Source organism: Pseudomonas sp. LBUM1648 (assembly GCF_059716145.1).
In genome coordinates, this window is sequence record NZ_CP166808.1 from 69,151 (window position 1) to 92,892 (window position 23,742).

At 60.3% G+C, this 23,742-nt stretch carries 25 protein-coding genes; 11 read left to right on the forward strand and 14 right to left on the reverse strand.

Annotated features, from left to right (window positions below; all coding sequences use genetic code 11):
* Positions 1-18: 18 nt before the first annotated feature.
* Positions 19-309, forward strand: coding sequence for a DUF2782 domain-containing protein (locus ACA043_RS00310; protein ID WP_187677293.1), 291 nt, complete (start codon positions 19-21; stop codon positions 307-309).
* 60 nt (positions 310-369) lie between these two features.
* Positions 370-1,323, forward strand: coding sequence for a homoserine kinase (locus tag ACA043_RS00315; RefSeq protein WP_497658405.1), 954 nt, complete (start codon positions 370-372; stop codon positions 1,321-1,323).
* A 90-nt stretch (positions 1,324-1,413) separates the two neighbouring features.
* Here ACA043_RS00315 and ACA043_RS00320 read toward each other — a convergent pair whose 3' ends face one another.
* A complete protein-coding gene (locus ACA043_RS00320) occupies positions 1,414-2,334 on the reverse strand; it encodes a zinc ABC transporter substrate-binding protein (RefSeq protein ID WP_187677295.1) in 921 nt (306 codons plus the stop codon).
* 66 nt (positions 2,335-2,400) lie between these two features.
* Here ACA043_RS00320 and ACA043_RS00325 point away from each other — a divergent pair, with 66 nt between their 5' ends.
* From ACA043_RS00325 to ACA043_RS00340, 4 genes are read left to right on the forward strand one after another with little or no spacing between them, the layout of a single operon-like run.
* Positions 2,401-2,883 (forward strand): Fur family transcriptional regulator, encoded by a 483-nt coding sequence (locus ACA043_RS00325; protein WP_007911760.1) that lies wholly within the window; start codon positions 2,401-2,403, stop codon positions 2,881-2,883.
* The gene (gene znuC, locus ACA043_RS00330; protein WP_401268292.1) at positions 2,883-3,668 is read left to right on the forward strand and encodes a zinc ABC transporter ATP-binding protein ZnuC; all 786 of its coding nucleotides are present in this window, start codon (positions 2,883-2,885) and stop codon (positions 3,666-3,668) included. Before ACA043_RS00325 ends, znuC begins: the two co-directional genes overlap by 1 nt.
* Complete coding sequence (gene znuB, locus ACA043_RS00335; protein WP_346608834.1) at positions 3,661-4,449, forward strand: zinc ABC transporter permease subunit ZnuB; 789 nt, start codon at positions 3,661-3,663, stop codon at positions 4,447-4,449. Before znuC ends, znuB begins: the two co-directional genes overlap by 8 nt.
* A gap of 37 nt (positions 4,450-4,486) precedes the next feature.
* Positions 4,487-5,200 carry a PA5502 family lipoprotein gene (locus ACA043_RS00340; protein WP_497658406.1) on the forward strand — a complete coding sequence of 238 codons (714 nt, stop codon included), beginning with the start codon at positions 4,487-4,489 and terminating at the stop codon, positions 5,198-5,200.
* Between the two features lie 75 nt (positions 5,201-5,275).
* Here ACA043_RS00340 and katE read toward each other — a convergent pair whose 3' ends face one another.
* Positions 5,276-7,417 carry a catalase HPII gene (katE, locus tag ACA043_RS00345; protein ID WP_497658407.1) on the reverse strand — a complete coding sequence of 714 codons (2,142 nt, stop codon included), beginning with the start codon at positions 7,415-7,417 and terminating at the stop codon, positions 5,276-5,278.
* A 259-nt stretch (positions 7,418-7,676) separates the two neighbouring features.
* On the opposite strand from katE, the gene ACA043_RS00350 reads away from it, so the two are divergent.
* The 3 genes from ACA043_RS00350 (at position 7,677) to ACA043_RS00360 (ending at position 10,205) form a co-directional block, all read left to right on the forward strand.
* Positions 7,677-8,684, forward strand: coding sequence for a methionine ABC transporter ATP-binding protein (locus tag ACA043_RS00350; RefSeq protein ID WP_187677299.1), 1,008 nt, complete (start codon positions 7,677-7,679; stop codon positions 8,682-8,684).
* Positions 8,684-9,358, forward strand: coding sequence for a methionine ABC transporter permease (locus ACA043_RS00355; protein WP_187677300.1), 675 nt, complete (start codon positions 8,684-8,686; stop codon positions 9,356-9,358). The genes ACA043_RS00350 and ACA043_RS00355 overlap by 1 nt, the downstream gene beginning before the upstream one ends.
* Before the next feature lie 76 nt (positions 9,359-9,434).
* Positions 9,435-10,205 carry a MetQ/NlpA family ABC transporter substrate-binding protein gene (locus tag ACA043_RS00360; protein ID WP_497658408.1) on the forward strand — a complete coding sequence of 257 codons (771 nt, stop codon included), beginning with the start codon at positions 9,435-9,437 and terminating at the stop codon, positions 10,203-10,205.
* A 241-nt stretch (positions 10,206-10,446) separates the two neighbouring features.
* Here ACA043_RS00360 and ACA043_RS00365 read toward each other — a convergent pair whose 3' ends face one another.
* From ACA043_RS00365 to ACA043_RS00385, 5 genes are read right to left on the reverse strand one after another with little or no spacing between them, the layout of a single operon-like run.
* Complete coding sequence (locus ACA043_RS00365) at positions 10,447-11,082, reverse strand: SCO family protein (RefSeq protein ID WP_497658409.1); 636 nt, start codon at positions 11,080-11,082, stop codon at positions 10,447-10,449.
* The gene (gene cyoE, locus ACA043_RS00370) at positions 11,079-11,978 is read right to left on the reverse strand and encodes a heme o synthase (protein ID WP_497658410.1); all 900 of its coding nucleotides are present in this window, start codon (positions 11,976-11,978) and stop codon (positions 11,079-11,081) included. Before cyoE ends, ACA043_RS00365 begins: the two co-directional genes overlap by 4 nt.
* On the reverse strand, positions 11,966-13,045 hold the full coding sequence (locus tag ACA043_RS00375) for a COX15/CtaA family protein (RefSeq protein ID WP_401268306.1): 1,080 nt from the start codon (positions 13,043-13,045) through the stop codon (positions 11,966-11,968). Before ACA043_RS00375 ends, cyoE begins: the two co-directional genes overlap by 13 nt.
* Positions 13,046-13,055: 10 nt before the next feature.
* Positions 13,056-13,649 (reverse strand): PA_0111/PP_0108 family redox-active disulfide protein, encoded by a 594-nt coding sequence (locus ACA043_RS00380; protein WP_489881421.1) that lies wholly within the window; start codon positions 13,647-13,649, stop codon positions 13,056-13,058.
* Complete coding sequence (locus ACA043_RS00385) at positions 13,615-14,355, reverse strand: SURF1 family protein (RefSeq protein WP_401268312.1); 741 nt, start codon at positions 14,353-14,355, stop codon at positions 13,615-13,617. Before ACA043_RS00385 ends, ACA043_RS00380 begins: the two co-directional genes overlap by 35 nt.
* A gap of 70 nt (positions 14,356-14,425) precedes the next feature.
* On the opposite strand from ACA043_RS00385, the gene ACA043_RS00390 reads away from it, so the two are divergent.
* Positions 14,426-14,629 carry a twin transmembrane helix small protein gene (locus ACA043_RS00390; protein ID WP_003220344.1) on the forward strand — a complete coding sequence of 68 codons (204 nt, stop codon included), beginning with the start codon at positions 14,426-14,428 and terminating at the stop codon, positions 14,627-14,629.
* 7 nt (positions 14,630-14,636) lie between these two features.
* Here ACA043_RS00390 and ACA043_RS00395 read toward each other — a convergent pair whose 3' ends face one another.
* The 4 genes from ACA043_RS00395 to coxB form a co-directional block, all read right to left on the reverse strand.
* Positions 14,637-15,524 (reverse strand): cytochrome c oxidase subunit 3, encoded by an 888-nt coding sequence (locus tag ACA043_RS00395; protein ID WP_187680726.1) that lies wholly within the window; start codon positions 15,522-15,524, stop codon positions 14,637-14,639.
* Between the two features lie 25 nt (positions 15,525-15,549).
* A complete protein-coding gene (locus ACA043_RS00400; RefSeq protein ID WP_497658411.1) occupies positions 15,550-16,101 on the reverse strand; it encodes a cytochrome c oxidase assembly protein in 552 nt (183 codons plus the stop codon).
* A 45-nt stretch (positions 16,102-16,146) separates the two neighbouring features.
* A complete protein-coding gene (ctaD, locus tag ACA043_RS00405) occupies positions 16,147-17,733 on the reverse strand; it encodes a cytochrome c oxidase subunit I (RefSeq protein WP_042556974.1) in 1,587 nt (528 codons plus the stop codon).
* Between the two features lie 82 nt (positions 17,734-17,815).
* Positions 17,816-18,943 carry a cytochrome c oxidase subunit II gene (gene coxB / locus ACA043_RS00410; protein ID WP_489881419.1) on the reverse strand — a complete coding sequence of 376 codons (1,128 nt, stop codon included), beginning with the start codon at positions 18,941-18,943 and terminating at the stop codon, positions 17,816-17,818.
* A 369-nt stretch (positions 18,944-19,312) separates the two neighbouring features.
* Here coxB and ACA043_RS00415 point away from each other — a divergent pair, with 369 nt between their 5' ends.
* Entirely contained in the window at positions 19,313-19,963 is a 651-nt protein-coding gene (locus tag ACA043_RS00415) for a hypothetical protein (protein ID WP_401270804.1), read from the forward strand.
* A 72-nt stretch (positions 19,964-20,035) separates the two neighbouring features.
* Here ACA043_RS00415 and ACA043_RS00420 read toward each other — a convergent pair whose 3' ends face one another.
* The 3 genes from ACA043_RS00420 to ACA043_RS00430 all read right to left on the reverse strand — a co-directional run bounded on the left by ACA043_RS00420 (position 20,036) and on the right by ACA043_RS00430 (position 23,671).
* A complete protein-coding gene (locus tag ACA043_RS00420; protein WP_401270802.1) occupies positions 20,036-21,562 on the reverse strand; it encodes a SulP family inorganic anion transporter in 1,527 nt (508 codons plus the stop codon).
* A gap of 90 nt (positions 21,563-21,652) precedes the next feature.
* Positions 21,653-22,381: a carbonic anhydrase gene (locus ACA043_RS00425; RefSeq protein ID WP_187680730.1), complete on the reverse strand. Its 729-nt coding sequence runs from the start codon at positions 22,379-22,381 to the stop codon at positions 21,653-21,655.
* Between the two features lie 237 nt (positions 22,382-22,618).
* Positions 22,619-23,671, reverse strand: coding sequence for a PA0069 family radical SAM protein (locus tag ACA043_RS00430; protein WP_401270799.1), 1,053 nt, complete (start codon positions 23,669-23,671; stop codon positions 22,619-22,621).
* Positions 23,672-23,742 lie beyond the last annotated feature (71 nt).

The following is a 23,742-nucleotide window of genomic DNA, read 5'->3' on the forward strand; positions in this document are numbered from 1 at the left end:
CAAAGGGACAAGGTTATCATGCGTACGTTAAATCGCTTGCTGCTGGTCAGTTTGATTGCTGCCTCACCATTGGCCGCGATGGCGGCGGATGATGCGCCAACGGGGGATCCGGAAGTCACCATTCGCACGGAAGGCGACAAGACGATTCAGGAGTACCGGCAAAACGGTTTCCTGTATGCGATCAAGGTCACGGTAAAGGGCGCGCCGCCTTATTTTCTGGTGCGTGCCGACGGGACGGATGCCAATTTCATCCGTTCGGATCAGCCAGATATGCTGATTCCGTCGTGGAAGATTTTCGAATGGAAGTAGTCTCTTAATTTTAATCGGCGCCGCTTTTATAGCGGCGCCCGAACTGAGCAGTTTTTAACCATGTCTGTGTTCACTCCCCTGGCTCGGCCCGAGCTGGAAACTTTTCTCGCCCCTTACGGGCTTGGCCGTCTGCTTGATTTCCAGGGGATCGCCGCCGGCAGCGAAAACACCAATTTTTTTATCAGTCTGGAGCAGGGCGAGTTCGTCCTGACCCTGGTCGAACGCGGTCCGGTGCAGGAAATGCCGTTCTTCATCGACCTGCTCGACGTGCTGCACGAAGCCGATCTGCCTGTGCCTTATGCTCTGCGCACCACCGACGGCGTGGCGTTGCGTGAACTGAAAGGCAAACCGGCGCTGCTGCAGCCACGTTTGGCCGGCAAGCACATCAAGGTCGCTAACGCCCAGCATTGCGCGCAGATTGGCGAGTTGCAGGCGCATCTGCATCTGGCGACCCAGGGCGAGCACATGATCAAGCGCAAGACCGATCGTGGCCTGGACTGGATGCTGGAGGAGGGCACGGAGTTTCTCTCGCACCTGAGCGATGAGTCGCGCGCGTTGCTGCAAAAAGCGCTGGATGAAATCACCCGGCAGAAAGAGAAAATTCTCGCACTGCCACGGGCCAACATCCACGCCGACCTCTTCCGCGACAACGCGATGTTCGAAGGTACGCACCTGACCGGGCTGATCGATTTCTACAACGCCTGCTCGGGGCCGATGCTCTATGACGTGGCGATTGCCTTGAACGACTGGTGCTCGGACAATGACGGCTTGATCGACGGCCCGCGTGCCCGGGCATTCCTCGGTGCCTATGCGGCGCTGCGTCCGTTCACGGCGGTAGAAGCAGAGTTGTGGCCGACCATGCTGCGCGTGGCTTGTGTGCGGTTCTGGCTGTCGCGGTTGATCGCGGCTGAGCAGTTTGCCGGGCAGGACGTGCTAATTCACGATCCGAAGGAGTTTGAGCAGCGGTTGGCGCAGCGGCAGCAGGTTAATACGCCGTTGCCTTTCGCCCTTTAAAAGCTTCGCGAGCAGGCTCGCTCCCACAGGATTTTAGTGATCCATGTGGGAGCGAGCCTGCTCGCGAATGGGGCAACACCGATGCTGGAGTTACAACGACTCCAGGCAACCTGCCAGATCGTTACCCAGCTTTTCCAGCACTTGTTCATAACCCTGAGCGGTCGCCGGGGTGTAACCGCCCAGCGCATCCAGCTCTGCCAATTTCACTGGCAACCCGGCCACCAGGGTTTCCGCCAGACGCGGGCGCAGCGGCGGTTCGCTGAACACGCAAGTCTTGCCCACTTCCTGCAAACGCTTACGCATCGCCGCCACATGCTGCGCGCCCGGTTGCACCTCTGCGGCCACGCTGAACACTCCGGTGTGGTTCAGGCCGTAAGCCTCTTCGAAGTAATCGAAAGCCTCGTGAAACACGAAGTACGGTTTGCCTTCGACACTGGTCAGTCGTTTCTTCAGGCGCAGATCCAACGCATCCAGGCGTTCGTCGAAAGCCTTGGCGTTGCTCTGGTAGCGCTCGGCATTCGCTGGGTCGGCGGCGCTCAGGTCAGCGGCCATTTTGTCGGCAATTACCCGCGCGTTGACCGGCGATAGCCACAGATGCGCATCCAGCGTGCCCGGGCGGTGATCGTGATCATGATCGTCAGCCTCTTCAGCGTGGGAATGGCTGTCTTCTGCGAAGTGGCGCAATTTCAGGCCCGGCAGATCCTGCACGGCGACGCTCGGCAGCGTACGACCCTTCAGCACGCGCGGCAGGAAACCTTCCATGTCCGGGCCGATCCAGTAGAGCAGATCAACCGATTGCACCTTCCGTACGTCGGATGGGCGCAGCGCGTAGTTATGCGGTGAGGCACCCGGCGGCAGCAGCACTTCGGGAATCGCTACGCCGTCCTGCACGGCAGCGGCAATAAGCTGTAGCGGTTTGATGCTGGTGAGGACTTTGACCTCGGCCTGGGCTGAACCGATCAGCAGAAAACTGGCGACAAAAGCCACAAAAACAGAAAAAAGTCGGGACACGATGACCACTCAAGGAGGCGAGAACGGGTAACATAATAACGTCTCTATCAAAACTCGTCGCCGCCCATGCCTATTACACCGATTGCCAGCCGTCCCCACGACCACTCTCATTGCGTACACAGCGCTTTGTCCGAGGCCGATACCTTGTGCGCCCAGAAAGGTTTGCGCCTGACCGCGTTGCGCCGCCGGGTGCTGGAACTGGTGTGGCAGAGCCACAAGCCGCTGGGTGCCTACGACATCCTCGCCGTACTCAGCGAGCAGGACGGTCGCCGCGCCGCGCCGCCGACCGTCTACCGCGCGCTGGATTTCCTCCTGGAAAACGGCCTGGTGCATCGCATCTCCTCGCTCAACGCCTTCGTCGGCTGTGTTCATCCGGAACACGCGCATCAGGGCCAGTTCCTGATCTGCCGCGATTGCCATGCTGCCATTGAGCTTGAACAAAAAGTGATCAGTGACGCGATCATCAACAGCGCCAAGGATGTCGGCTTCATCGTTGAGGCGCAGACCGTTGAAGTGGTCGGCCTCTGCTCTGGTTGCCAGGGGGCTTGATGAGCAACGCGCTGATCCGTCTGGAGCAGGTCGCCGTCACGTTTGCCGGGCAGACCGTGCTGGACAACATCGAGCTGAGCGTCGAGCCGGGGCAGATCGTCACCCTGATCGGCCCCAACGGCGCCGGCAAGACCACGCTGGTGCGCGCCGTACTCGGGCTGTTGAAACCGAACAGCGGCAGCGTCTGGCGCAAACCGAAACTGCGCGTCGGCTACATGCCGCAAAAACTTCATGTTGATCCGACCTTACCGCTCTCGGTGCTGCGCTTTCTGCGGCTGGTGCCGGGCGTTGATCGTCCGCGTGCGCTGGCGGCATTGAAAGAAGTCGGTGCCGAGCACGTCATCGACAGCCCGGTGCAGAGCGTTTCCGGCGGTGAAATGCAGCGCGTGCTACTGGCCCGGGCACTGTTGCGCGAGCCGGAATTGCTGGTGCTCGACGAGCCGGTACAGGGTGTCGACGTGGCCGGCCAAGCCGAGTTGTACAGCCTGATCACCCGTCTGCGCGACCGCCACGGTTGCGGCGTGTTGATGGTCTCTCACGACCTGCATCTGGTGATGAGCACTACCGATCAGGTGGTTTGTCTCAATCGCCACGTTTGCTGCTCCGGGCATCCCGAGCAAGTCAGCGGCGACCCGGCGTTCGTCGAACTGTTCGGCAAGAACGCCCAGAGCCTGGCGATTTATCACCACCATCATGACCACGCCCACGACCTGCACGGTTCGGTGGTCAAAGGCCCTGTTGCGGGCCAACCCCATGTTCATGGAGACAACTGCAAGCATGGCTGATTTTCTGTTGTATGCCCTGCTTGCAGGTTTGGCGCTGGCGGTGGTTGCAGGGCCGCTCGGCTCGTTTGTGGTCTGGCGGCGCATGGCCTATTTCGGCGATACCTTGTCCCACGCCGCATTGCTCGGTGTGGCGCTGGGTTTTCTGCTGGATGTCAGTCCTACGGTCGCGGTCACGGTCGGCTGTCTGCTGCTGGCGGTGCTGCTGGTGACCTTGCAACAGCGTCAGCCGCTAGCGTCTGACACGCTTTTGGGAATTCTCGCACCGAGCACCCTCTCTCTCGGACTTGTAGTACTAAGCTTCATGCATGAAGTGCGGATCGACCTGATGGCCTATCTGTTCGGCGACCTGCTGGCGATCAGCCCGACTGATCTGGCGTGGATCCTCGGCGGCAGCGCGGCGGTGCTGGTGTTGCTGGTGGCGCTGTGGCGGCCATTGCTGGCGATCACCGTGCATGAAGAGCTGGCCAAGGTCGAAGGCCTGCCGGTCGCCGGTCTGCGCATGGCGCTGATGCTGTTGATTGCAGTGGTGATCGCCGTGGCGATGAAAATCGTCGGTGTGTTACTGATTACGTCGCTGTTGATCATCCCGGCGGCTGCGGCACAGCGTCACGCCCGGTCGCCGGAGCAGATGGCACTGGGCGCGAGCCTGCTGGGCATGCTCGCCGTGTGTGGCGGACTGGCGTTGTCGTGGTTCAAGGACACCCCGGCCGGGCCGTCAATCGTTGTGACGGCGGCCGCACTGTTTCTGCTGAGTTTTGTTCTGCCCCGTCGAGGGGTGTAGACTTGCTCGCTTTTTGCGCAATTAGAGAGTCGCAGGAATGAAGCCGTTCGCCTCCCGTTATCTGCTCCTTGTCGCATTTTCAGTGCTGCTGGGCGCCTGCCAAAGCACGCCGCCGGTGGCCGAAGTCCCCGATGCGCGGGCTACGGCCATCGCACAGCTGGAGCAAAGCCTGGCCAGCAGCGAACTGGCCACGGCCGAAGATCAATTGGCCGCCTTGCAGGCCGAAACCCCCAACGATCAATCCCTTGAGCAATATCAGCGGCAATTGGCCGAAGCCTATTTGCGCCGTAGCCAGATCGTCCTGCAGAAGGGTGATGTAAACGCTGCTGCTACCGCGTTGAGCCGTGCGCGCGTATTGATGCCAAAGGCCCCGGCGCTGACCGGTGGTGTGAACGGTGCCATTACCGAAGCGCGCAAGGCTGAGCTTGAGAAGGCCGAAGCCGCACTGCTGGCGGCAGAAGCCAAGCCAAAAGCCAAGGTGATCGATCCGACCGCCGAAAGCACCACCGTTGCGTTGAATATCGCCGATAGCCATAAACTTCGTCGGCAACTGGATGCGATCGCCGCTGATGTAGTGAATTACGAGTGTGCCGTGAGCATCCAGGCACCCCGCACCGATGATTACCCATGGCTGGCCAATTTGCTGACCAAGCGGGTGAAGAAATTGAATCCGGATTTTGATCTGAAGATCGAGAAGCAGATTTTGCGCACTGTGCCGGCGCAGATGGTTTTGAGTCCGCGTAAACCCTAAAAGCTTCGCGAGCAGGCTCACTCCCACAGGTACAGCGTGAACTTGTGGGAGTCAGCCTGCTCGCGAAAGCGTCCTTTAGGCCGGAACGGCTTTCGCCTTAGGCTCCCGAGCCCAAACCCGGTGTTGCCCGATCGCGGCGAAGAAAGGCTTGGTCAGCGCCGTGACATCCTTGCCCTCCAACAGCCCGGCGTCCGCCTCCAGCTTCAACACATCCAGCATTTGCTTCGCTTCACCCTGCAAGGCAATCGCCTTCAGATGCTTGTACGCCTCCAGCAGGTAATGCAACGCCACACCATCACCGCTCAACGCCTTGATCGACGCCGCGCCACCTGGCACGAACACCGCATCGAAGATCACCGAAGGCATGCCTTCCATCGACGCATCCACCGGCAGGCTTTTGCCATCGGCGGTCTTCACTGGTGCCGACGTCGGGCCGAGCAACTTGGCGTGCGCCCCTTCAGCGGCCAAAGCTTTCTTCATCGCATCAATCGCCGCACCATCGACGCCGTTGGCAGCAAGAATCGCGACTTTTCGCGTCTTGATGTTTTCCGGCAACAAATTGGCCTGACTCAGCGACGGCGAATGATCAAAGGACGTTTTGCGTACCTCGACCGTGCCTTTGGTGGGCGCCGGCAGGCCCAGGTTGTCCGCCACGCGTTTGGCCAGTTCCAGATCGATATTGGCCAGAATCTCGTTCACTTCCCGCGCGCGGATGAACTCTCGTTCTACCTTGCCCAGCTCAAAGCTGTAGGCGGCGATGATGTGTTCTTTCTCGTGCGCGCTCATGCTGTTGAAGAACAGCCGTGCCTGGGAGAAGTGGTCACTGAACGACTCGCTGCGCTGGCGAATCTTGGCGGCGTCGATGCGTTCCGGGTACGTCTCGAAACCGCCGTCCTGCGCGGCCGGCGGGGTTTCTTTCGGCCAGCCGCCATCAATCGAGTTCGGCTCGTAGGACGCACGGCCCTTGTCGATCACCGTACGGTGCTGCGCATCGCGCTGGCCGTTATGGAACGGCGCGACCGGGCGGTTGATTGGCAACTCATGGAAGTTCGGCCCGCCGAGTCGGCTGATTTGCGTATCGGTGTAGGAAAACAGTCGACCTTGCAGCAATGGGTCATTGGAGAAGTCGATCCCCGGGACGATATGGCCCGGGCAGAACGCAACCTGTTCAGTCTCGGCAAAGTAATTGTCGGGATTGCGGTTCAGGGTCATTTTGCCCAGCGGCGTGATCGGCACGATTTCTTCGGGGATCAGCTTGGTCGGGTCGAGGATATCGAAATCGAAGTCGTGCTCGTTTTCTTCTTCGATGATTTGCACACCCAACTCCCATTCCGGGTAGTCGCCCATCTCGATGGCTTCCCAGAGATCGCGACGGTGGTAGTCGGTGTCTTTACCAGCGAGCTTCTGAGCCTCGTCCCACACCAGCGAGCAAGTGCCGGCGGTAGGGCGCCAGTGGAATTTGACGAAGCGCGATTTACCCTCGGCGTTGACCAGGCGGAAGGTGTGCACACCGAAGCCTTGCATGCTGCGCAGGCTTTTCGGGATCGCCCGGTCGGACATCGCCCAGATGACCATATGCGCCGATTCCGGCACCAGCGAAACGAAGTCCCAGAACGTGTCGTGGGCCGATCCGCCGGTAGGGATTTCATTGTGCGGCTCGGGTTTTACCGCATGGACGAAATCGGGAAACTTGATCGCATCCTGAATGAAGAACACCGGCATGTTGTTGCCGACCAGATCGAAGTTGCCTTCGTCGGTGAAGAACTTTACGGCGAAGCCGCGCACGTCACGCACCGTGTCGCCGGAGCCGCGTGGCCCCTGCACGGTGGAAAAGCGCACGAACACCGGGGTCTTTTTCCCCGGATCCTGGAGGAATCCGGCCTTGGTCAGCGCCGCATGATTCTCGTAAGCCTGGAAGAAACCATGGGCGCCGGTGCCACGGGCGTGGACGATGCGCTCCGGGATTCGCTCATGGTCAAAGTGCGTGATCTTTTCACGCATGATGAAGTCTTCCAGCAGCGAAGGCCCGCGGGGGCCGGCCTTGAGGGTGTTCTGGTTGTCGGCGATTTTCACGCCCTGGTTGGTGCGCAGGGCCTGGCCGGTGGCGTCGGAGCGAAATTTCTCCAGACTGTCGAGTTTGCTATTGGTGTTGGCGCGATCCGGGGTGTCGGTTCCAGCCAGTTCACTTTTGCCGGAGGCGGGTTTCTTGGTACTCATCAGACGTAAACTCCTCGTTTGACCCCTTTCAACGGGGACTCTTGAGCGTTTCCGGGCACGGTTACCCAGGGTTTCAAGTCGCTTAACTAGTGACTGACGAGAAGGAACCGGCGTTCCTTTTTTATGACCTTTGATCTTGTTATTGCCAAATCGAAGGTTAATTGAGAAATAAATGCTAAGAACCTCTATACGGACAGGCTAAAATGCGCGCCCGGCTAACCGCTGATCCTTTTCTAACGCGCCCCACAAGGTTCGCTACGTGATCGAGTTTCAAAACGTCCACAAGACTTACCGCGTCGCCGGTAAGGACATCCCCGCCCTGCACCCGACCAACCTCTCGATCGAGAACGGTCAGGTTTTCGGCCTGATCGGCCATTCCGGTGCGGGAAAAAGTACCCTGCTGCGTCTGATCAATCGCCTGGAAGAATCCAGTGGCGGCAAAATCATCGTCGACGGCGAAGAAGTCACCGCGCTGGATGCCAACGGCCTGCGCCGTTTCCGCCAGCAAGTCGGGATGATCTTCCAGCACTTCAACCTGCTCGCGTCCAAGACTGTGGCTGACAACGTTGCGTTGCCGCTGACCCTGGCCGGCGAGCTGTCGAGCAGCGAAATCGACAAGCGCGTCGCCGAGTTGCTGGCGCGCGTCGGTCTGTCCGACCACGCCAAGAAATACCCGGCGCAGTTGTCCGGTGGCCAGAAGCAGCGCGTCGGCATCGCCCGCGCCCTGGCGACCAAGCCAAAGATTCTGCTGTGTGACGAAGCCACCAGCGCCCTCGACCCGCAGACCACCGCGTCGGTCCTGCAACTGTTGGCCGAGATCAACCGCGAGCTGAAACTGACCATCGTCCTGATCACCCACGAGATGGATGTGATCCGCCGTGTGTGCGATCAGGTGGGCGTGATGGATGCCGGCGTGATCGTCGAGCAAGGTTCGGTGGCCGATGTGTTCCTGCATCCGAAGCACCCGACCACCAAGCGTTTCGTCCAGGAGAGCGAGCAGATCGACGAAAGCGAACAGCGCGATGACTTCGCTCACGTGCCGGGTCGTATCGTGCGTCTGACTTTCCAGGGCGAAGCGACCTACGCGCCGTTGCTCGGTACCGTCGCCCGGGAAACCGGTGTCGACTACAGCATCCTTGCTGGTCGCATCGACCGCATCAAAGACATTCCGTACGGGCAATTGACCCTCGCCGTCACCGGTGGCGACATGGAAGCGGCGTTCGCCCGCTTCACCGCCGCGGACGTTCACATGGAGGTGCTCCGTTAATGGAACTGCTCAAGACGTTCTTCGAAAACATCGACTGGTTTGAAATCTGGCTGGCGACGGGCGACACCATGCTGATGCTAGGTGGCTCGCTGTTGTTCACCGTTTTGCTCGGCCTGCCGCTGGGCGTGCTGCTGTTTCTCTGCAGTCCGCGCCAGTTGCTGGAAAACCGTGCCCTCTACGCGTTCATGTCGCTGGCGGTGAACATCCTGCGGTCGCTGCCGTTCATTATTCTGTTGATCGTGATGATCCCGTTCACCGTGCTGATCACCGGCACGTCGCTGGGCGTGGCCGGTGCGATTCCGCCGCTGGTGGTGGGTGCCACGCCGTTCTTCGCGCGTCTGGTCGAGACTGCGCTGCGTGAAGTCGATCGCGGCATCATCGAAGCGACCCAGTCGATGGGCGCGACCACTCGGCAAATCATCATGAACGCGTTGCTGCCGGAAGCCCGTCCGGGCATCTTCGCGGCGATTACGGTGACGGCGATTACACTGGTGTCCTACACGGCGATGGCCGGAGTGGTCGGCGCCGGTGGTCTGGGTGACCTGGCGATCCGCTTCGGCTACCAGCGTTTCCAGACTGACGTGATGATCGTCACCGTGGTGCTGCTGTTGATTCTGGTGCAAGTGCTGCAAATGGTAGGTGACAGACTGGTCGTGCATTTCTCGCGTAAATAAACCGGTTTGATATTCAAGAATGAGCCGGCCATTCGCTGGCAGGCGCCTGACGGGCGCCCAAAAAGGAGTTAGCTGAATGAAAAAACTGATCGCTGCTTTCGCTGCTGTTGCTGCGTTTTCGGCACACGCCGAAACCCTGACCGTTGCCGCCACCCCGGTGCCGCACGCGGAAATCCTCGAGTTCGTGAAGCCGGCACTGGCCAAAGAAGGCGTGGATCTGAAGGTCAAGGTCTTCACCGACTACATTCAGCCGAACGTACAGGTTGCCGAAAAGCGTCTGGACGCCAACTTCTTCCAGCACCAGCCGTACCTCGATGAGTTCAACAAGGCCAAGGGCACCAGCCTGGTGGCCGTGACCGGCGTGCACCTGGAGCCACTGGGCGCCTATTCCAGCAAGATCAAGGATCTGAAAAACCTGCCAAGCGGTGCCAACGTGGTGATCCCGAACGACGCCACCAACGGCGGCCGTGCGCTGTTGCTGCTGGCCAAGGCTGGCGTGATCACCCTGAAGGAGCCGAACAACATTCTGTCGACCGTCAAAGACATCGCGCAGAACCCGAAAGACCTGAAAATCCGTGAACTGGAAGCCGCGACCATCCCGCGCGTGCTGACCCAGGTCGATCTGGCGCTGATCAACACCAACTACGCGCTGGAAGCCAAGCTCGATCCGTCCAAGGATGCGCTGGTGATTGAAGGTAACGACTCGCCATACGTGAACATCCTGGTGTCCCGTGCGGACAACAAGGACAGCGACGCGATGAAGAAACTGGCCGCTGCCCTGCACAGCCCGGAAGTGAAGCAATTCATCACCGAGAAGTACAAAGGTGCGGTATTGCCGGCGTTCTGATCCTGGTTGCTTTAACGAAGAAGGGGACGCCATGTGCGTCCCTTTTTTTGCCTGAAATACCGCTCTCGTAGCACCGCATTTGTGGCGAGGGGATTTATCCCCGATGGACGGCGCAGCCGTCCCAGTACCCCTGAATGCAGTGCATCAGTGAGTGCGCGAATGCCGTGTTTGGGGCCGCTGCGCAGCCCATCGGGGATAAATCCCCTCGCCACAAAGGTTTCCCGGTGCTTGCTGTGGTGACTTACTTGCGGTTAAGCATTACCGGGAGTTGCGCCACCAGTTTGGCGTTATTCAACGGCGCCCGGATAAACCCACGCTGCGTCCCGTCCGGCCCGATCACCGCCAGATTCCCACTGTGGTCAACCGTGTAATTCGGCTTGCTGGTATCCGCCGGAATAAACGGAATACTCACTGCATTGGCCACCTTCTGCAGCTCTTCAATCGAGGTCGGCGTCAGGCCGATGAACTGCGGATCGAAGTAACCCAGATACTGCTTCAACTGTTTCGGGTTGTCCCGGTTCGGGTCGACGCTGACCAGCACGATCTGCAACTTATCCGCAGCATCCTTCGGCAACTCGCTCTTGATCTGGCGCAGTTGCGCGAGTGTGGTCGGGCAGATGTCCGGGCAGAACGTGTAGCCGAAGAACAGCAGGCTCCACTTGCCTTTCAACTCGTCGATGGCGACCGGTTTGCCATCCTGATCAGTCATCTTCACGCTTGGCAGCGTGCGGCTCTGCGGCAGCAGGATGATGCCGGCGTCGATCAGCGCGGTGGGGTCGCCCTGGCCTTTGCCACTCAGTACTTTGTTGACGGTCAGTCCCAGGATCAGCGCGATCACGGCGACGAGGATGAAGACGGTTTTCTGGGTTCGAGTCATAGGTTCAACAGTAAGTAGTGGTCTACGAGCAGGGCAATGAACAACAGGAACAAGTACCAAATAGAGTACTTGAAGGTGTTGATCGCCGCGTGCGGCCGAGTGCCACGGTACAGCACCACGGCCCATTGCAGAAACCTTGCGCCTAGCACCAGCGCACAAAACAGATACAGCACGCCGCTCATGTGGATCACGTACGGCAGCAGGCTCACCGCCAGCAGCGCGAAGGTGTACAGCAGAATGTGCACTTTGGTGTAGTGCTCGCCGTGGGTGACCGGCAACATCGGGATGTCGGCCTTGGCATATTCCTCCTTGCGATGGATCGCCAGCGCCCAGAAGTGCGGCGGGGTCCAGGCGAAGATGATCAGCACCAGCAGCAACGGTTCGGCGCTGACATGGCCGGTGGCGGCGGTCCAGCCGAGCAGCGGCGGCGCGGCGCCGGCAAGACCGCCGATGACGATGTTCTGCGGCGTCGCGCGTTTGAGGAAGCCGGTGTAGATCACTGCGTAGCCGAGCAGGGAGGCTAGGGTCAGCCACGCGGTCAGCGGATTGGTGAAGGTCAGCAGCAAGGCCTGACCGAGCAACGCCAGCGCCAGCGCAAAGGTCAACGCCGCAGCAGGCGAAACCCGGCCCTCTGCCAGCGGCCGCTTATGGGTGCGCGCCATGACTGCATCGATGCGCCGATCCACCACATGGTTGACCGCCGCCGCGCCACCGGCACACAGCGCGATGCCCAGATTGCCGAACACCAGCACCGTCCACGGCACCCCGGCGCGGGTCGCGAGGAACATGCCGACCAGCGAGGTGATGAGCATCAGCACCACGACTTTCGGTTTGGTCAGCTCCAGATAGTCACGCCAGATCGCCTGAGTGGGGCGTTCGCCGATCAGAATCGCCATGGCGTTTCTCCTTTTATTGTTATGGGCGCGGCGGAGTGTTTACGCGGGCTGAAGCGCCAGCGAGCGAGTACTGGTTGTCTGACCCGGACCAGGCTGGTGCGCGCGTGATAATTGACCAGCACCAGGGTCAGCAGCAGCGCCGCGCCGCCAGCGTTGTGCGCCACGGCAACCGGCAGCGGCAGATGGAAAATCACGTTGCTGATGCCGAGAGTGATTTGTGCGCCGAGGGCAATCAGCACCAAACCGGCCAGCCGGGTCATGCCGACCACTTTCAGTTGCCAGGCCAGACCGAGCAGCACCAGCGTCACCAGCAATGCGCCGATGCGGTGGGTCAGGTGAATCGCTGTGCGGGCATCGCTGTCGAGTTGTCCGCCGAGGTAATTGGGGCCGATGTGTTGGGTCAGGTGAAAGCCGTTGGCAAAGTCGGCAGGCGGCAGCCATTGGCCGTGGCAGGTGGGGAAATCGATGCAGGCCACCGCGGCGTAGTTGGAACTGACCCAGCCACCTAGAGCGATCTGGCCGATCACCAGCAGCAGTCCTGCCGTCGCCCAGTACTGCAAGCGTTTGGGCACGGTCAGCGCCGGCAGCACGCCGGACAATCTCAATGTCAGCAGAAACAACAGGCTCAAGGTCGCAAAGCCGCCAAGCAAATGCCCGGTGACCACTTGCGGCCAGAGCTTGAGCGTCACCGTCCACATGCCGAACGCCGCTTGGGCGAACACCACCGCCAGCAGAAACAGCGGCAGCTTCAATGGCTGCCCGGGATGGCGACGATTGACCCACGCGCGCCCGGCCAACACCGAGATGAGCAGGCCGAGGGCGCCGGCGAAGTAGCGGTGGATCATCTCGTTCCAGCCCTTGTGCGTCTCCACCGGCGCGTCGGGGAAATGCAGCTCGGCATGGGCCAGTTGGGCTTCGCTTTTCGGCACGCTGATAAACCCGTAGCAGCCCGGCCAGTCCGGGCAACCGAGGCCGGCGTGGGTCAGGCGGGTGTAGGCGCCGAGCAGCACCACAATCAGTGCCAGCAAGGTGGCAAACAGCGCGAGGCGAAATCCAGGTTTGGCCATGACGATGCCCTTATCCGATATTCGACAGTTTCAGCAGGTGGCGCAGGTCGTTGAGCAGATCCTTGCCCTTCACATTCGGGTCGTAACGCAGCACGAGGTTGCCGTGGGGGTCGATGATCCACAGTTGCGGCGTGGTCTGGTCGCCCGTTGTCTTGCTGAACGTGGCGGCGTCCAGCGGATAGCGTTGCAACTGCGGATATTCGCGGGTGAGTTTGGCTTGGTAGTCGGCGCTCAAAGGTTGCGCAGCGGCGAGGGCGTGGCTGGCGCGCCCGGCTTCACGGCCGAGGCCGATCTGGATCTGCCGCGCGAGGTAAACAAGCTGCTGGCAGTCCACTGCGCAATCCTTGGGCGCCGTCACCAGCATCTGCCAGCGCACTTCATCCGCCTGCACACCCAGCTCGGCGCGTGTCTGGCCGTTGCCGATCAGTTCTCCGTGATAACTGCGGCCATCCGGCACCCAGAACTGCAATTTGTACATGCCGGTGGCGAGGATCATCGGGCCGACCACGCCGAGCACGATCAGCAGCAACTGAAGACGTCCGCGACGCCGACTGGCCGGGGCTTTGGCTTCAGACATGCTGGGTGGATTCATGGCCGTTCCCATGGTGTTTCTCCTTTGCGTTGTGCAAGCCTAAGTAGACGTAGAGACCGAACAGGGCGGTGGCCATGGCGAACCACTGCACGGCGTAACCGAGGTGTTTTTCCGGACCCATCGCCACCACCGGCCAGTCGGCCTGATAGCTCGCCGGGCCGGGTTCGGCGCGTAATTCGTAGGCGAAGCCGTCGCGCTCGAGGGATTTCCACAACTTGGCCGGATCGACGGCGGTGATGGTTTGCGGCCAGGTGCTGCTGGCCGGGTCGGCGTGAAGCTGGAAGGTCGCGCCGGGGGCGACGTAGACCCAGGCATCGATATTCAGCGCCTCGGAAGGCGTGGTGAATTGCGGCGGCACGCGTCGATCCGGCCACGGCAGCCAGCCGCGATTGACCAGCAGCCACAGGCCGGTGCGTTGATCCTGAAACGGTTGCAGCAACTCGACGCCGACCTTGCCGTTGCGCTGGCTGTTGTCGAGCAGCAGGCTGTGAGCGGCGTCGAACTGGCCGGAAAGACGCACGCGGCGATAGGCCGGCTCAGCACTATTGAGCAACTCGCTGCTGGCCATCGGTTCAGCGGCGCGGCGCTCGGCGTAACTGGCGAGCAGGGCGGTTTTCTCCGCCCCCCGGCTCAATTGCCAGAAGCCCAACGACACCAACAGCGGCAGCAACAATGCCACGACAACCGTCGGTACGACGCCCGGGCGAAAGCGCTTCATGGCATCGCCATAAAGTCAGGCATCGCGATCGCTATACTCAAGTGCATCGCCTGTCCCCCGGAGTCTTCCCATGCTCAAAGCAGCCATCGTCCTGCTGCTGATTGCCACGGTGATAAGCCTGTTCAGCGGCCTGTTTTTCCTGGTCAAGGACGACAGCAGTTCCAATCGTCTGGTCATCGCCTTGAGTGTTCGGGTGGCATTGGCCGCTGCCACCGTCGGCTTGATCGCCTGGGGCTTTTACAGCGGCCAACTGGTGTCGCACGCGCCTTGGTGATCCAGGTTCAGAGCACGTAAACGAAGATGAACAAGCCGATCCACACCACGTCGACGAAGTGCCAATACCAGCTCGCCGCTTCGAAGCCGAACTGGTGTTCGTTGTCGAAGTGGCCCTTCATGATCCGCATCAGCATCACAAACAGAATGATCGTGCCGATGGTCACGTGGGCGCCGTGGAAACCGGTGAGCATGAAGAACGTCGCGCCGTAGATGCCCGAACCCAGGGTCAGGCCCAGCTCCTTATAAGCGTGAATGTATTCTTCGGCCTGGAAGCCGAGGAATGCGCAGCCCAGCAGCACGGTGATCGCCAGCCAGATTTTCAGCGCGCCGCGATGGCCTTTCTTCAGCGCATGGTGGGCAATGGTGATGGTCACGCTGGAGCTGACCAGCAGAATCGTGTTGATCAGCGGCAGACCCCACGGGCTGATAACGTCTTTGGCCGGCGGGAACAGTTTCGGATCCGGCGTGTTCAGCAGCGGCCAGGTGAACTGAAAATTTGGCCAAAGCATGTGCGCGACCCCTTTTGGGCCTTCACCTCCGAGTGCCGGGCCGGAAATGTGCCGCACGTAGAACAGCGCACCGAAGAAAGCGACGAAGAACATCACCTCGGAAAAGATGAACCAGCTCATGCCCCAGCGAAACGAGCGATCAAGCTGCGCGCTGTAGAGTCCCGCGCGACTTTCCTTGATCACCGTGCCGAACCAGCCGAACAGCATGTACGCCACCAGCAGGCCGCCGATGAAAAAGATCAGCGGGCCGTGGGATTCCGGGCGCGCTGCCTTCAGATCGTTGAACCAGACGGCCAGGCCGTACACGGTGACGAGCATGCCGATCGTGGCGATGATCGGCCATTTGCTCTGGGCCGGAACGTAATAGTGCTCATGAGTTGCCATTTATTGTTCTCCTTATCGGGCACGCTTAACCGCCAGTGTTTACAGCCACCGGTGGATGTCGGGCGGTGATATCGAACAGCGTGTAGGACAGCGTCAGGTGCTTCACATCCTTGGGCATGTCGCGGTCAACAATGAAACGCACCGGCATCTCGATCTGCTGACCGGGCTGCAGCACCTGCTGGGTAAAGCAAAAGCATTCGGTCTTGTGGAAATACGCCGCCGCATTGCTTGGCGCGATGCTCGGCACGGCTTGCGCACTCATCGGTTTGTCGGTGGGGTTGCGGGCGATGAAGATCATCTCGTTCACCGCGCCGGGGTTGGCCGTCAGCTCGTCGTGCTTTGGGTAGAAGTCCCACGGCATGTCAGCGGTGTTGGTCGACAAAAACTGCACGCGCACCTGGCGGGAGGTGTCGACCACCTGCTCGCCCTCGTACTGCCCACCGGGCTTGCCATTGATGCCGAAGGCTTTGCACATCACGTCGTAGATCGGCACCAGGGCAAACCCGAAGACAAACATCGCCACTACCACCGCGAGCAGGCGGGTGACGAGTTTTTTCAGCGAGATCGAGTCAGCCATGATTTTCAGCCTCTCCCACAGTCATTTGTGCAGGGCAGAAATTGTTCATTTCACTTCCGGCGGCGTAGTAAAGGTGTGATACGGCGCCGGTGACGGCACGCTCCATTCCAGACCTTCGGCGCCATCCCACGGTTTGGCCGGTGCCGGCTCGCCGCCTCGGATGGTCTTGATCACGATGAACAGGAAGAAGATCTGCGTGGCGCCGAACATGAACGCGCCGATCGAGGAGACCATATTGAAGTCGGCGAACTGCAGGTTGTAGTCCGGAATCCGCCGCGGCATCCCCGCAAGGCCCACGAAGTGCATCGGGAAGAAGGCCATGTTCATACCGATGAACGACAGCCAGAAATGCAGCTTGCCGAGGGTTTCGTCGTACATGTGGCCGGTCCACTTCGGCAGCCAGTAATAGGCCGAGGCGAAGATCCCGAAGATGGCCCCCGGCACCAGCACATAGTGGAAGTGCGCGACCACGAAATAGGTGTCCTGATACTGGAAGTCCGCCGGGGCGATGGCCAGCATCAGCCCGGAGAACCCGCCGATGGAGAACAGGATCACGAACGCTACGGCAAACAGCATCGGCGTCTCGAAGGTCAGCGAGCCTTGCCACATGGTGCTCGCCCAGTTGAACACCTTGACCCCGGTGGGCACGGCGATCAGTAGCGTGGCGTACATGAAGAACAGCTCGCCCACCAACGGAATGCCGACCACGAACATGTGGTGCGCCCAGACAATGAACGACAGGAACGCAATGCTCGCGGTGGCGTAGACCATCGAGGTGTAGCCGAACAGCGGTTTGCGCGAGAAGGTCGGGATGATCGAGCTGACGGCGCCGAACGCCGGCAGGATCATGATGTACACCTCGGGGTGGCCGAAGAACCAGAACACATGCTGGAACAGCACCGGGTCACCGCCACCGGCGGCACTGAAGAAACTGGTGCCGAAGTGGATGTCCATCAGCATCATCGTCACGCACCCGGCCAGCACCGGCATCACCGCTATCAGCAGGAACGCGGTGATCAGCCAGGTCCAGACGAACAGCGGCATTTTCATCAACGTCATGCCGGGGGCGCGCAGGTTGAGGATGGTCGCGACCACGTTGATCGCGCCCATGATCGAGCTGATCCCCATCAAGTGGATGGCGAAGATGAAGAACGTCACGCTTTCCGGCGCATAAGTCGTCGACAACGGCGCGTAGAACGTCCAGCCGAAATTCGGCCCGCCACCGGGGCTGAACAGGGTCGAGACCAACAGCAGGAACGCCGCCGGCAGCAGCCAGAAGCTGAAGTTGTTCATGCGCGGCAGGGCCATGTCCGGCGCGCCGATCATCAACGGGATCATCCAGTTGGCGAGGCCGACGAACGCCGGCATCACCGCACCGAACACCATCACCAGACCGTGCATGGTGGTCATCTGGTTGAAGAACGCCGGCTCGACGATCTGCAAACCGGGCTGGAACAACTCGGCGCGGATCACCATGGCGAACGAGCCGCCGAGCAGGAACATGCAGAATGCAAACCACAGGTACAGCGTGCCGATGTCCTTGTGGTTGGTGGTCAGCACCCAGCGCATCAGGCCTTTGGCGGGACCGTGGGCGTGGTCGGCATGACCGTGGTCATCGATGACAGCGCTCATGGCCGGTCTCCTTCAAGTGAGTGGGCTGGGCAGGCCGGGGTACGGAGCCCCGACTGGTTCACGAAGTACGCAATAGACCGGCTCATTTGCTTTCCGCCTGTTTCAGCTCCAGCACTTCTTTTGGCGTGACCATGTCGCCCTTGTTGTTGCCCCAGGCGTTACGTTCATAGGTCACGACCGCTGCGATATCGACTTCCGACAACTGTTTGCCGAACGCCGCCATGGCGGTGCCGGGCTTGCCGTGGAGGACAATGTTCAGGTGATCCTTGATCGGTCCGGTGGCGATTTTCGAGCCCTTGAGCGCCGGGAACATCGGCGGCAGGCCCTGGCCTTCGGCTTGGTGACAGGCGACGCAAGCGGTGTGATAGACCTTGTCGCCGCGCTCTTTGAGCTCGTCGAGGGTCCATTCCTTGCTGGTCAGCTCTTTGAGCTGGGCGGCTTCGGCCTTGCGTTCGGCCAGCCATGTTTCGTAATCGGCCTTTTCCTTGACCTCGACCACAATCGGCATGAAGCCGTGATCCTTGCCGCACAGTTCGGCGCACTGGCCACGGTAGATGCCGGGTTTGTCGACACGGGTCCAGGCTTCGTTGACGAACCCCGGAATCGCATCGCGTTTGACCGCGAAGGCCGGCACCCACCAGGAATGGATCACGTCAGCGGAGGTCACGAGGAAGCGCACCTTGGCGCCGGTCGGCAGCACCAGCGGCTTGTCGACCTCAAGCAGGTAGTGTTCGCCCTTGGCTTCCTTGTTGTGGATCTGCTCGGCGGGCGTGGCCAGGTTGCTGAAGAACTCGACGTCCTGGCCCAGGTATTTGTAGTGCCACTTCCACTGATAGCCGGTGACCTGGATATCGATATCCGGCTCACTGGCGTCGTACATCTTGATCAGGGTGGCGGTCGCCGGAACGGCCATCGCCACCAGAATCAGCAGCGGGACGACGGTCCAGAGAATTTCGACGGTGGTGCTTTCGTGGAATTTTGCGGCGACCTGCCCGGTTGAACGGCGGTGCACCATCATCGACCAGAACATGGCGCCGAAGACGATGATCCCGATCACCACACAGATCCAGAAAATGGTCATGTGCAGGTCGAATACTGCGTGACTGATTTCAGTCGCTCCAGGCGCCATATTCACAGTCCAGGCCGCATTGGCCTGGCTGAAAATCGACCACAACAGGAGGCCCATCCAGACGTGTGGATGTCGCATCATTGCGGGTTCCCCTTATCGTTCTTGTTATCCCGCCGGCTTTCGCCTGCGGCAAGGGAGCGGCTGCATCAGACTACGAACTTGAATCGCCGGGCCTTGCTGCGGGTGCAGTCGGGCGTCATCAGCTAACTCCATTCAATGGCGAGTATAGACAGCGACTGGAAATTGCAATGTGAGGACGTAAATGAACTGAAACAGCCGAGACTTGCGTTCAAGGGCACGAATGGAGAAGGATGCAGACGAGAGGTGGTAAATCGATATAACGCAGGCGCATCAAGGATGAAATAATTATGACAAATGCGTCTTAGCATTTTTCGTAAGCCAGCTAACTTATGTCTTCCCTATTTCATTGCCTTGTTCCCTGGAGTTTTCATGAACACCGCCGCATTGCGCGAGCAGATCCAAACCGCCCAACAGCACGAGAAAGACACCGGCCTGCTGACCCGTCAGCTGGAAAGCAAGCTGCCTCATTTACACCCGGCGATCCAATTGCCGGAAGCCGACGCCAAAGGCGTGCTGACGCGTTTTGTCGCCGCCTACATCGATGAAGTGCCAGACCTGCTGGATGCAGCCAATGAAGTCGCCAGGGAAGCGGGAATCGAATCGCAGATCAAACCGGTGCTGAAAATCGCCGAGCAGTATTTCCTCCAGCCGCCGGTAATCATGGCCGGGCACGTTGGCCTGGACAGCCTGCTGGACGAAGCCTACCTGGCGCACCGTTTTGTCGAAGAGGTCAACGACCTGTACATCAAGCATTTCGGCCAGCCACTGATCCCCTTGGACATGACGGTCGCCAATCTGATTGCTCACCAATTGATCGGTGAGGAGTTTGCCAACCAACTGGACGAAGCGGTGCATCACGCCATCGACGAGATGCTCAACGAAGAGAGTTTTGCGCTGGAGTCGGTAGAGGCCTACCGCGAAAAACTCAGCAGCCCCGACACCGGTGCGGCGTGGAAACGCTGGCCGTGCATGGGCCGTCGATTGGGTGTGGGTCTGGAGCTGGATCAACCGGCTGCTTAACCCAGAAACACCTCAACACCTGTGGGAGCTGGCAAGCCAGCTCCCACAGGTGTTGTGTTCAGGCGGGAAAATTTAGCCGGCCGCGCCGATCCCGGTGGTAGTCCGAATCCGCCCTTCAAGCCTGCGCTTCAACCCTCGCGACTCAATCAACAGCTTCGACCCCTTCGCCGCATTCGCCCGGCCCCACTCTTCCAGCAACTCCAGACACGAATGGTCGATGTAGCTCAGGTTATTGAGCGGCACATGCACCGTGGTGCCCATTGGAATCGTGTTCAGCACCTGCGTCAGCGCCGGCACCTTGAGGAACGTCGCCGCCCCCACCAGACGCAACTCCATCTCGCCGTCCTGCGGCAGATCGATCAAGCTGATCTTCAAGCGCGAAGCCTTGAACGCCAGTTTCAGCAAGGTCAGGCCGAAGCCGATCAGCACGCCGGTCAACAGGTCGGTGAAGATGATCGCCAGCGCCGTCGCGGCGTAAGTGAACATCGGCATCCGGCCATAACGACCCAGCCCGCGAAACGCCTTGAGATCCACCAGTTTGAAACCGGTATACACCAGCACACCCGCCAAACTCGCCACCGGAATGCTTTGCAGCACGCTCGACAGCAACAGCACGAACGCCAGCAGCCACAGGCCATGGAAGATTGTCGAATAGCGCGTGGTCGCACCGGCCTGGACGTTGGCCGAACTGCGCACGATTACCCCGGTCATCGGCAACGCGCCGACCAGGCCGCAAAGCATGTTGCCGACGCCTTGTGCCGACAGTTCACGGTCGAAGTCCGAACGCACGCCGCTGTGCATGCGATCCACCGCCGCCGCCGACAACAGGGTTTCGGCGCTGGCGATAAACGCCACGGCAAACGCAGCGATCAGCAGCGTCGGGTCCGCCAGACTGAGCAGATCCGCCGGTTTCAGCCAATCGATGGCTTCTGCCAGATTGGCCGGCACCTCGACGCGTTTAACCTGCAACGCCAGCATCAGACTGGCACCCGTCGCCAGACCCACACCCAGCAATGCGCCGGGAATAAAGCGCAGGGAATGCGGACGGAATTTCTCCCACAGCCACATCACCGCAATAGTCGCCAGCCCGAGCAGACCGGCCTGCCAGCCAAACGACGGCAAGGCTTGCGCCACCGCAGCGGGGAACGCTGTGAGGTTATCCAGCCCAGAGGGCTTTGGTGAGGCGTCGAGCATCACATGGATTTGTGAGAGCACAATCAACACGCCGATCCCGGCCAGCATGCCGTAGACCACCGCTGGCGCTGTGACCCGAAACCAGCAACCGAGCTTCAGTCGCCCGGCCACCAGTTGCAGGAAACCGGCCAGCAGCAGAATCGGCCCGAGCATCTCGATGCCGTGCTGGCGCACCAGTTCAAACACCAACACTGCCAGACCCGCTGCCGGCCCGCTGACCTGCAACGGCGAACCCGCCAGCCAACCGACTACCAGACCGCCGATGATCCCGGTGATCAGACCTTTGGCTGGCGGCAACCCTGACGCAATCGCAATGCCCATGCACAGCGGCAGGGCGACCAGAAATACAACCACCGAAGCGAGCAGCTCCCGTGGCAACACCGCTTTTAATTGAGCAGCACGCATGATGACTCTCCCGAAGCTTTCTTCAGGCGTGGCGAGGCCGGGCCGCTGAAACAGCGGCCGGCGTCAAACCACACAGATTGTTAGGAAGATTTAGAAGCGCGCTTTGGGCGTCGCCACCGGAATCGGATGGCTGCCGTCGAGCGGCAGGAAGCAGCCCTGATCCGCGTCGTAAGCTTTGATTTCGCTGGTTTCGATGTTGTAGACCCAGCCATGGATGAACAGATGACCGTTCGCCATGCGCGAGGCTACCGAAGGATGGGTACGCAAGTGCTGCAATTGGGCGATGACGTTTTCCTCAGTGAGGATCGGCATGCTTTCTTTTTCGTCGGCGCAGTTACAGTTTTCATGCACCATGGTTTTGGCCACTTCGGCGTGGCGCAACCAGGCTTTGACCGTCGGCATTTTTTCCAGGCTGTCGGGGTTGAGCACCGCGCGCATGGCGCCGCAATCCGAGTGGCCGCAGATGATGATGTGCTGCACGCCGAGCGCCAGCACCGCGTATTCGATCGCAGTGGAAACGCCGCCGTTCATCTGGCCGTAGGGCGGTACAACGTTGCCGACGTTACGGGTCACGAACAGATCGCCAGGCGAACTCTGGGTGATCAGTTCGGGCACGATGCGCGAGTCGGCGCAGGTGATGAACATCGCTTTTGGCGACTGGGCCGTGGCGAGTTTCTTGAAGAGTTCTTCCTGCTGCGGGAAGACCTCATGATGAAAATGCAAAAAGCCGTCTACGATCTGACGCAGCGCTGCATCGGCGGATTCCGCCACAGGGGCTTGCGCCGACGCAGCCAACGGCTGTTTATCCTTGTCACTCATGATTCATCCTCTTAGGCGGATTCAGGGAGTCATGCCCCGGTATTCCGGTATGAAGCCAGTGGCTGTTTAAAACATCCGAGTCATCCCGACCCGTCAGTCACTCGATGAACAAGGTAGCCGTCGAAACTTAACTCAAACTGAATCAAGCGCTCTAGAACGTGTGTTCCAGGTCACAAAAAACGTGACTGGCAGTTTCGACGGAAGGGTTCCGACCACTCAACCATAGGCCAATTGTCGCTAAATCAACGACATCTGGCGACCCGGCGGACAGAAGGCTGTGCAATCGAGGTTGTAGCTCTCGCGATGATTAAGGCCCAGACGCTTGATGGCTTTGGCAAACCTCTGCGCCAGCAGATCTGCAAACGGCCCTTCACCTCGCATCCTCGCGCCGAAACGGCTGTCGTAGAGCTCGCCGCCACGGCTTTGTCGGACCAGGCTCAACACATGCGCTGCGCGTTGCGGATAATGCGCTTGCAGCCATTCCTCGAACAGCGGTGCCACTTCCAGCGGCAGGCGCAGCATCATGTAGGCCGCACTTTGCGCGCCGGCGGCTTGGGCCTCGGTCAGCAGGCTTTCTATCTCGCTGTCGTTGATCATCGGAATCATCGGTGAACACAGCACTCCCACCGGAACTCCCGCTTCACGCATCACCCGGATTGCCCGCAAGCGCGCCTTGGGCGCAGCGGCGCGGGGTTCGAGGATACGTTTGAGTTCATCGTCCAGTGTGGTCAGGCTGATCATCACCGCCACCAGCCGCTGTTGCGCCAGTTCGGTGAGCAAGTCGAGGTCGCGCAGGATCAACGAGCCCTTGGTGACAATGGTCACCGGGTGCCGATAACGCAGCAGCACTTCGAGGATCTGGCGGGTGATCTTGTGTTCGCGTTCGATCGGCTGATACGGATCGGTGTTGGAACCGAGATTGATCGGCGCGCATTGATAGCCTTTTTTCCCGAGCTGTTCTTCCAGCACTTGGGCAGCGTTGGTCTTGGCGATCAGCTTCGTTTCGAAATCGAGCCCCGGCGACATGTCCCAATAGGCGTGGCTGGGCCGCGCGTAGCAATAGATGCAGCCATGTTCGCAGCCACGATAGGGGTTGATAGAGCGGTCGAACGGCAGATCCGGCGAGGTGTTGCGGGTGATGATCGTCTTCGCCGTTTCGATCATCACCTCGGTGCCCTGGGTCTCGGGCACTTCCTGATACCAGCCGTCGTCTTCGGCAACCGAGCGGCTCGGTGCGAAGCGGTTGTGCGGGTTGCTGGCGGTGCCGCGACCACGGTCAGGGATGGCCATAATGAAATTCCACGATGCTGTATGTCCGTACAGTATCGTGGAAATGGGTAACCCGCCAGTGCCGTTGGGCG

Excerpts from the sequence above, each read along its gene's own strand:
- ACA043_RS00380 (WP_489881421.1), bottom strand. The coding sequence starts at position 13,649 with ATGGGAACGGCCATGAATCCACCCAGCATGTCTGAAGCCAAAGCCCCG.
- ACA043_RS00395 (WP_187680726.1), bottom strand. The coding sequence starts at position 15,524 with ATGGCAACTCATGAGCACTATTACGTTCCGGCCCAGAGCAAATGGCCG.
- znuB (WP_346608834.1), top strand. The coding sequence starts at position 3,661 with ATGGCTGATTTTCTGTTGTATGCCCTGCTTGCAGGTTTGGCGCTGGCG.
- ACA043_RS00425 (WP_187680730.1), bottom strand. The coding sequence starts at position 22,381 with ATGAGTGACAAGGATAAACAGCCGTTGGCTGCGTCGGCGCAAGCCCCT.
- znuC (WP_401268292.1), top strand. The coding sequence starts at position 2,883 with ATGAGCAACGCGCTGATCCGTCTGGAGCAGGTCGCCGTCACGTTTGCC.
- ACA043_RS00315 (WP_497658405.1), top strand. The coding sequence starts at position 370 with ATGTCTGTGTTCACTCCCCTGGCTCGGCCCGAGCTGGAAACTTTTCTC.
- ACA043_RS00325 (WP_007911760.1), top strand. The coding sequence starts at position 2,401 with ATGCCTATTACACCGATTGCCAGCCGTCCCCACGACCACTCTCATTGC.
- ACA043_RS00415 (WP_401270804.1), top strand. The coding sequence starts at position 19,313 with ATGAACACCGCCGCATTGCGCGAGCAGATCCAAACCGCCCAACAGCAC.
- ACA043_RS00385 (WP_401268312.1), bottom strand. The coding sequence starts at position 14,355 with ATGAAGCGCTTTCGCCCGGGCGTCGTACCGACGGTTGTCGTGGCATTG.
- ACA043_RS00430 (WP_401270799.1), bottom strand. The coding sequence starts at position 23,671 with ATGGCCATCCCTGACCGTGGTCGCGGCACCGCCAGCAACCCGCACAAC.
- ACA043_RS00400 (WP_497658411.1), bottom strand. The coding sequence starts at position 16,101 with ATGGCTGACTCGATCTCGCTGAAAAAACTCGTCACCCGCCTGCTCGCG.
- ACA043_RS00375 (WP_401268306.1), bottom strand. The coding sequence starts at position 13,045 with ATGGCCAAACCTGGATTTCGCCTCGCGCTGTTTGCCACCTTGCTGGCA.
- cyoE (WP_497658410.1), bottom strand. The coding sequence starts at position 11,978 with ATGGCGATTCTGATCGGCGAACGCCCCACTCAGGCGATCTGGCGTGAC.
- ACA043_RS00420 (WP_401270802.1), bottom strand. The coding sequence starts at position 21,562 with ATGCGTGCTGCTCAATTAAAAGCGGTGTTGCCACGGGAGCTGCTCGCT.
- ctaD (WP_042556974.1), bottom strand. The coding sequence starts at position 17,733 with ATGAGCGCTGTCATCGATGACCACGGTCATGCCGACCACGCCCACGGT.
- ACA043_RS00365 (WP_497658409.1), bottom strand. The coding sequence starts at position 11,082 with ATGACTCGAACCCAGAAAACCGTCTTCATCCTCGTCGCCGTGATCGCG.
- ACA043_RS00360 (WP_497658408.1), top strand. The coding sequence starts at position 9,435 with ATGAAAAAACTGATCGCTGCTTTCGCTGCTGTTGCTGCGTTTTCGGCA.
- coxB (WP_489881419.1), bottom strand. The coding sequence starts at position 18,943 with ATGATGCGACATCCACACGTCTGGATGGGCCTCCTGTTGTGGTCGATT.
- ACA043_RS00390 (WP_003220344.1), top strand. The coding sequence starts at position 14,426 with ATGCTCAAAGCAGCCATCGTCCTGCTGCTGATTGCCACGGTGATAAGC.
- katE (WP_497658407.1), bottom strand. The coding sequence starts at position 7,417 with ATGAGTACCAAGAAACCCGCCTCCGGCAAAAGTGAACTGGCTGGAACC.
- ACA043_RS00355 (WP_187677300.1), top strand. The coding sequence starts at position 8,684 with ATGGAACTGCTCAAGACGTTCTTCGAAAACATCGACTGGTTTGAAATC.
- ACA043_RS00310 (WP_187677293.1), top strand. The coding sequence starts at position 19 with ATGCGTACGTTAAATCGCTTGCTGCTGGTCAGTTTGATTGCTGCCTCA.
- ACA043_RS00340 (WP_497658406.1), top strand. The coding sequence starts at position 4,487 with ATGAAGCCGTTCGCCTCCCGTTATCTGCTCCTTGTCGCATTTTCAGTG.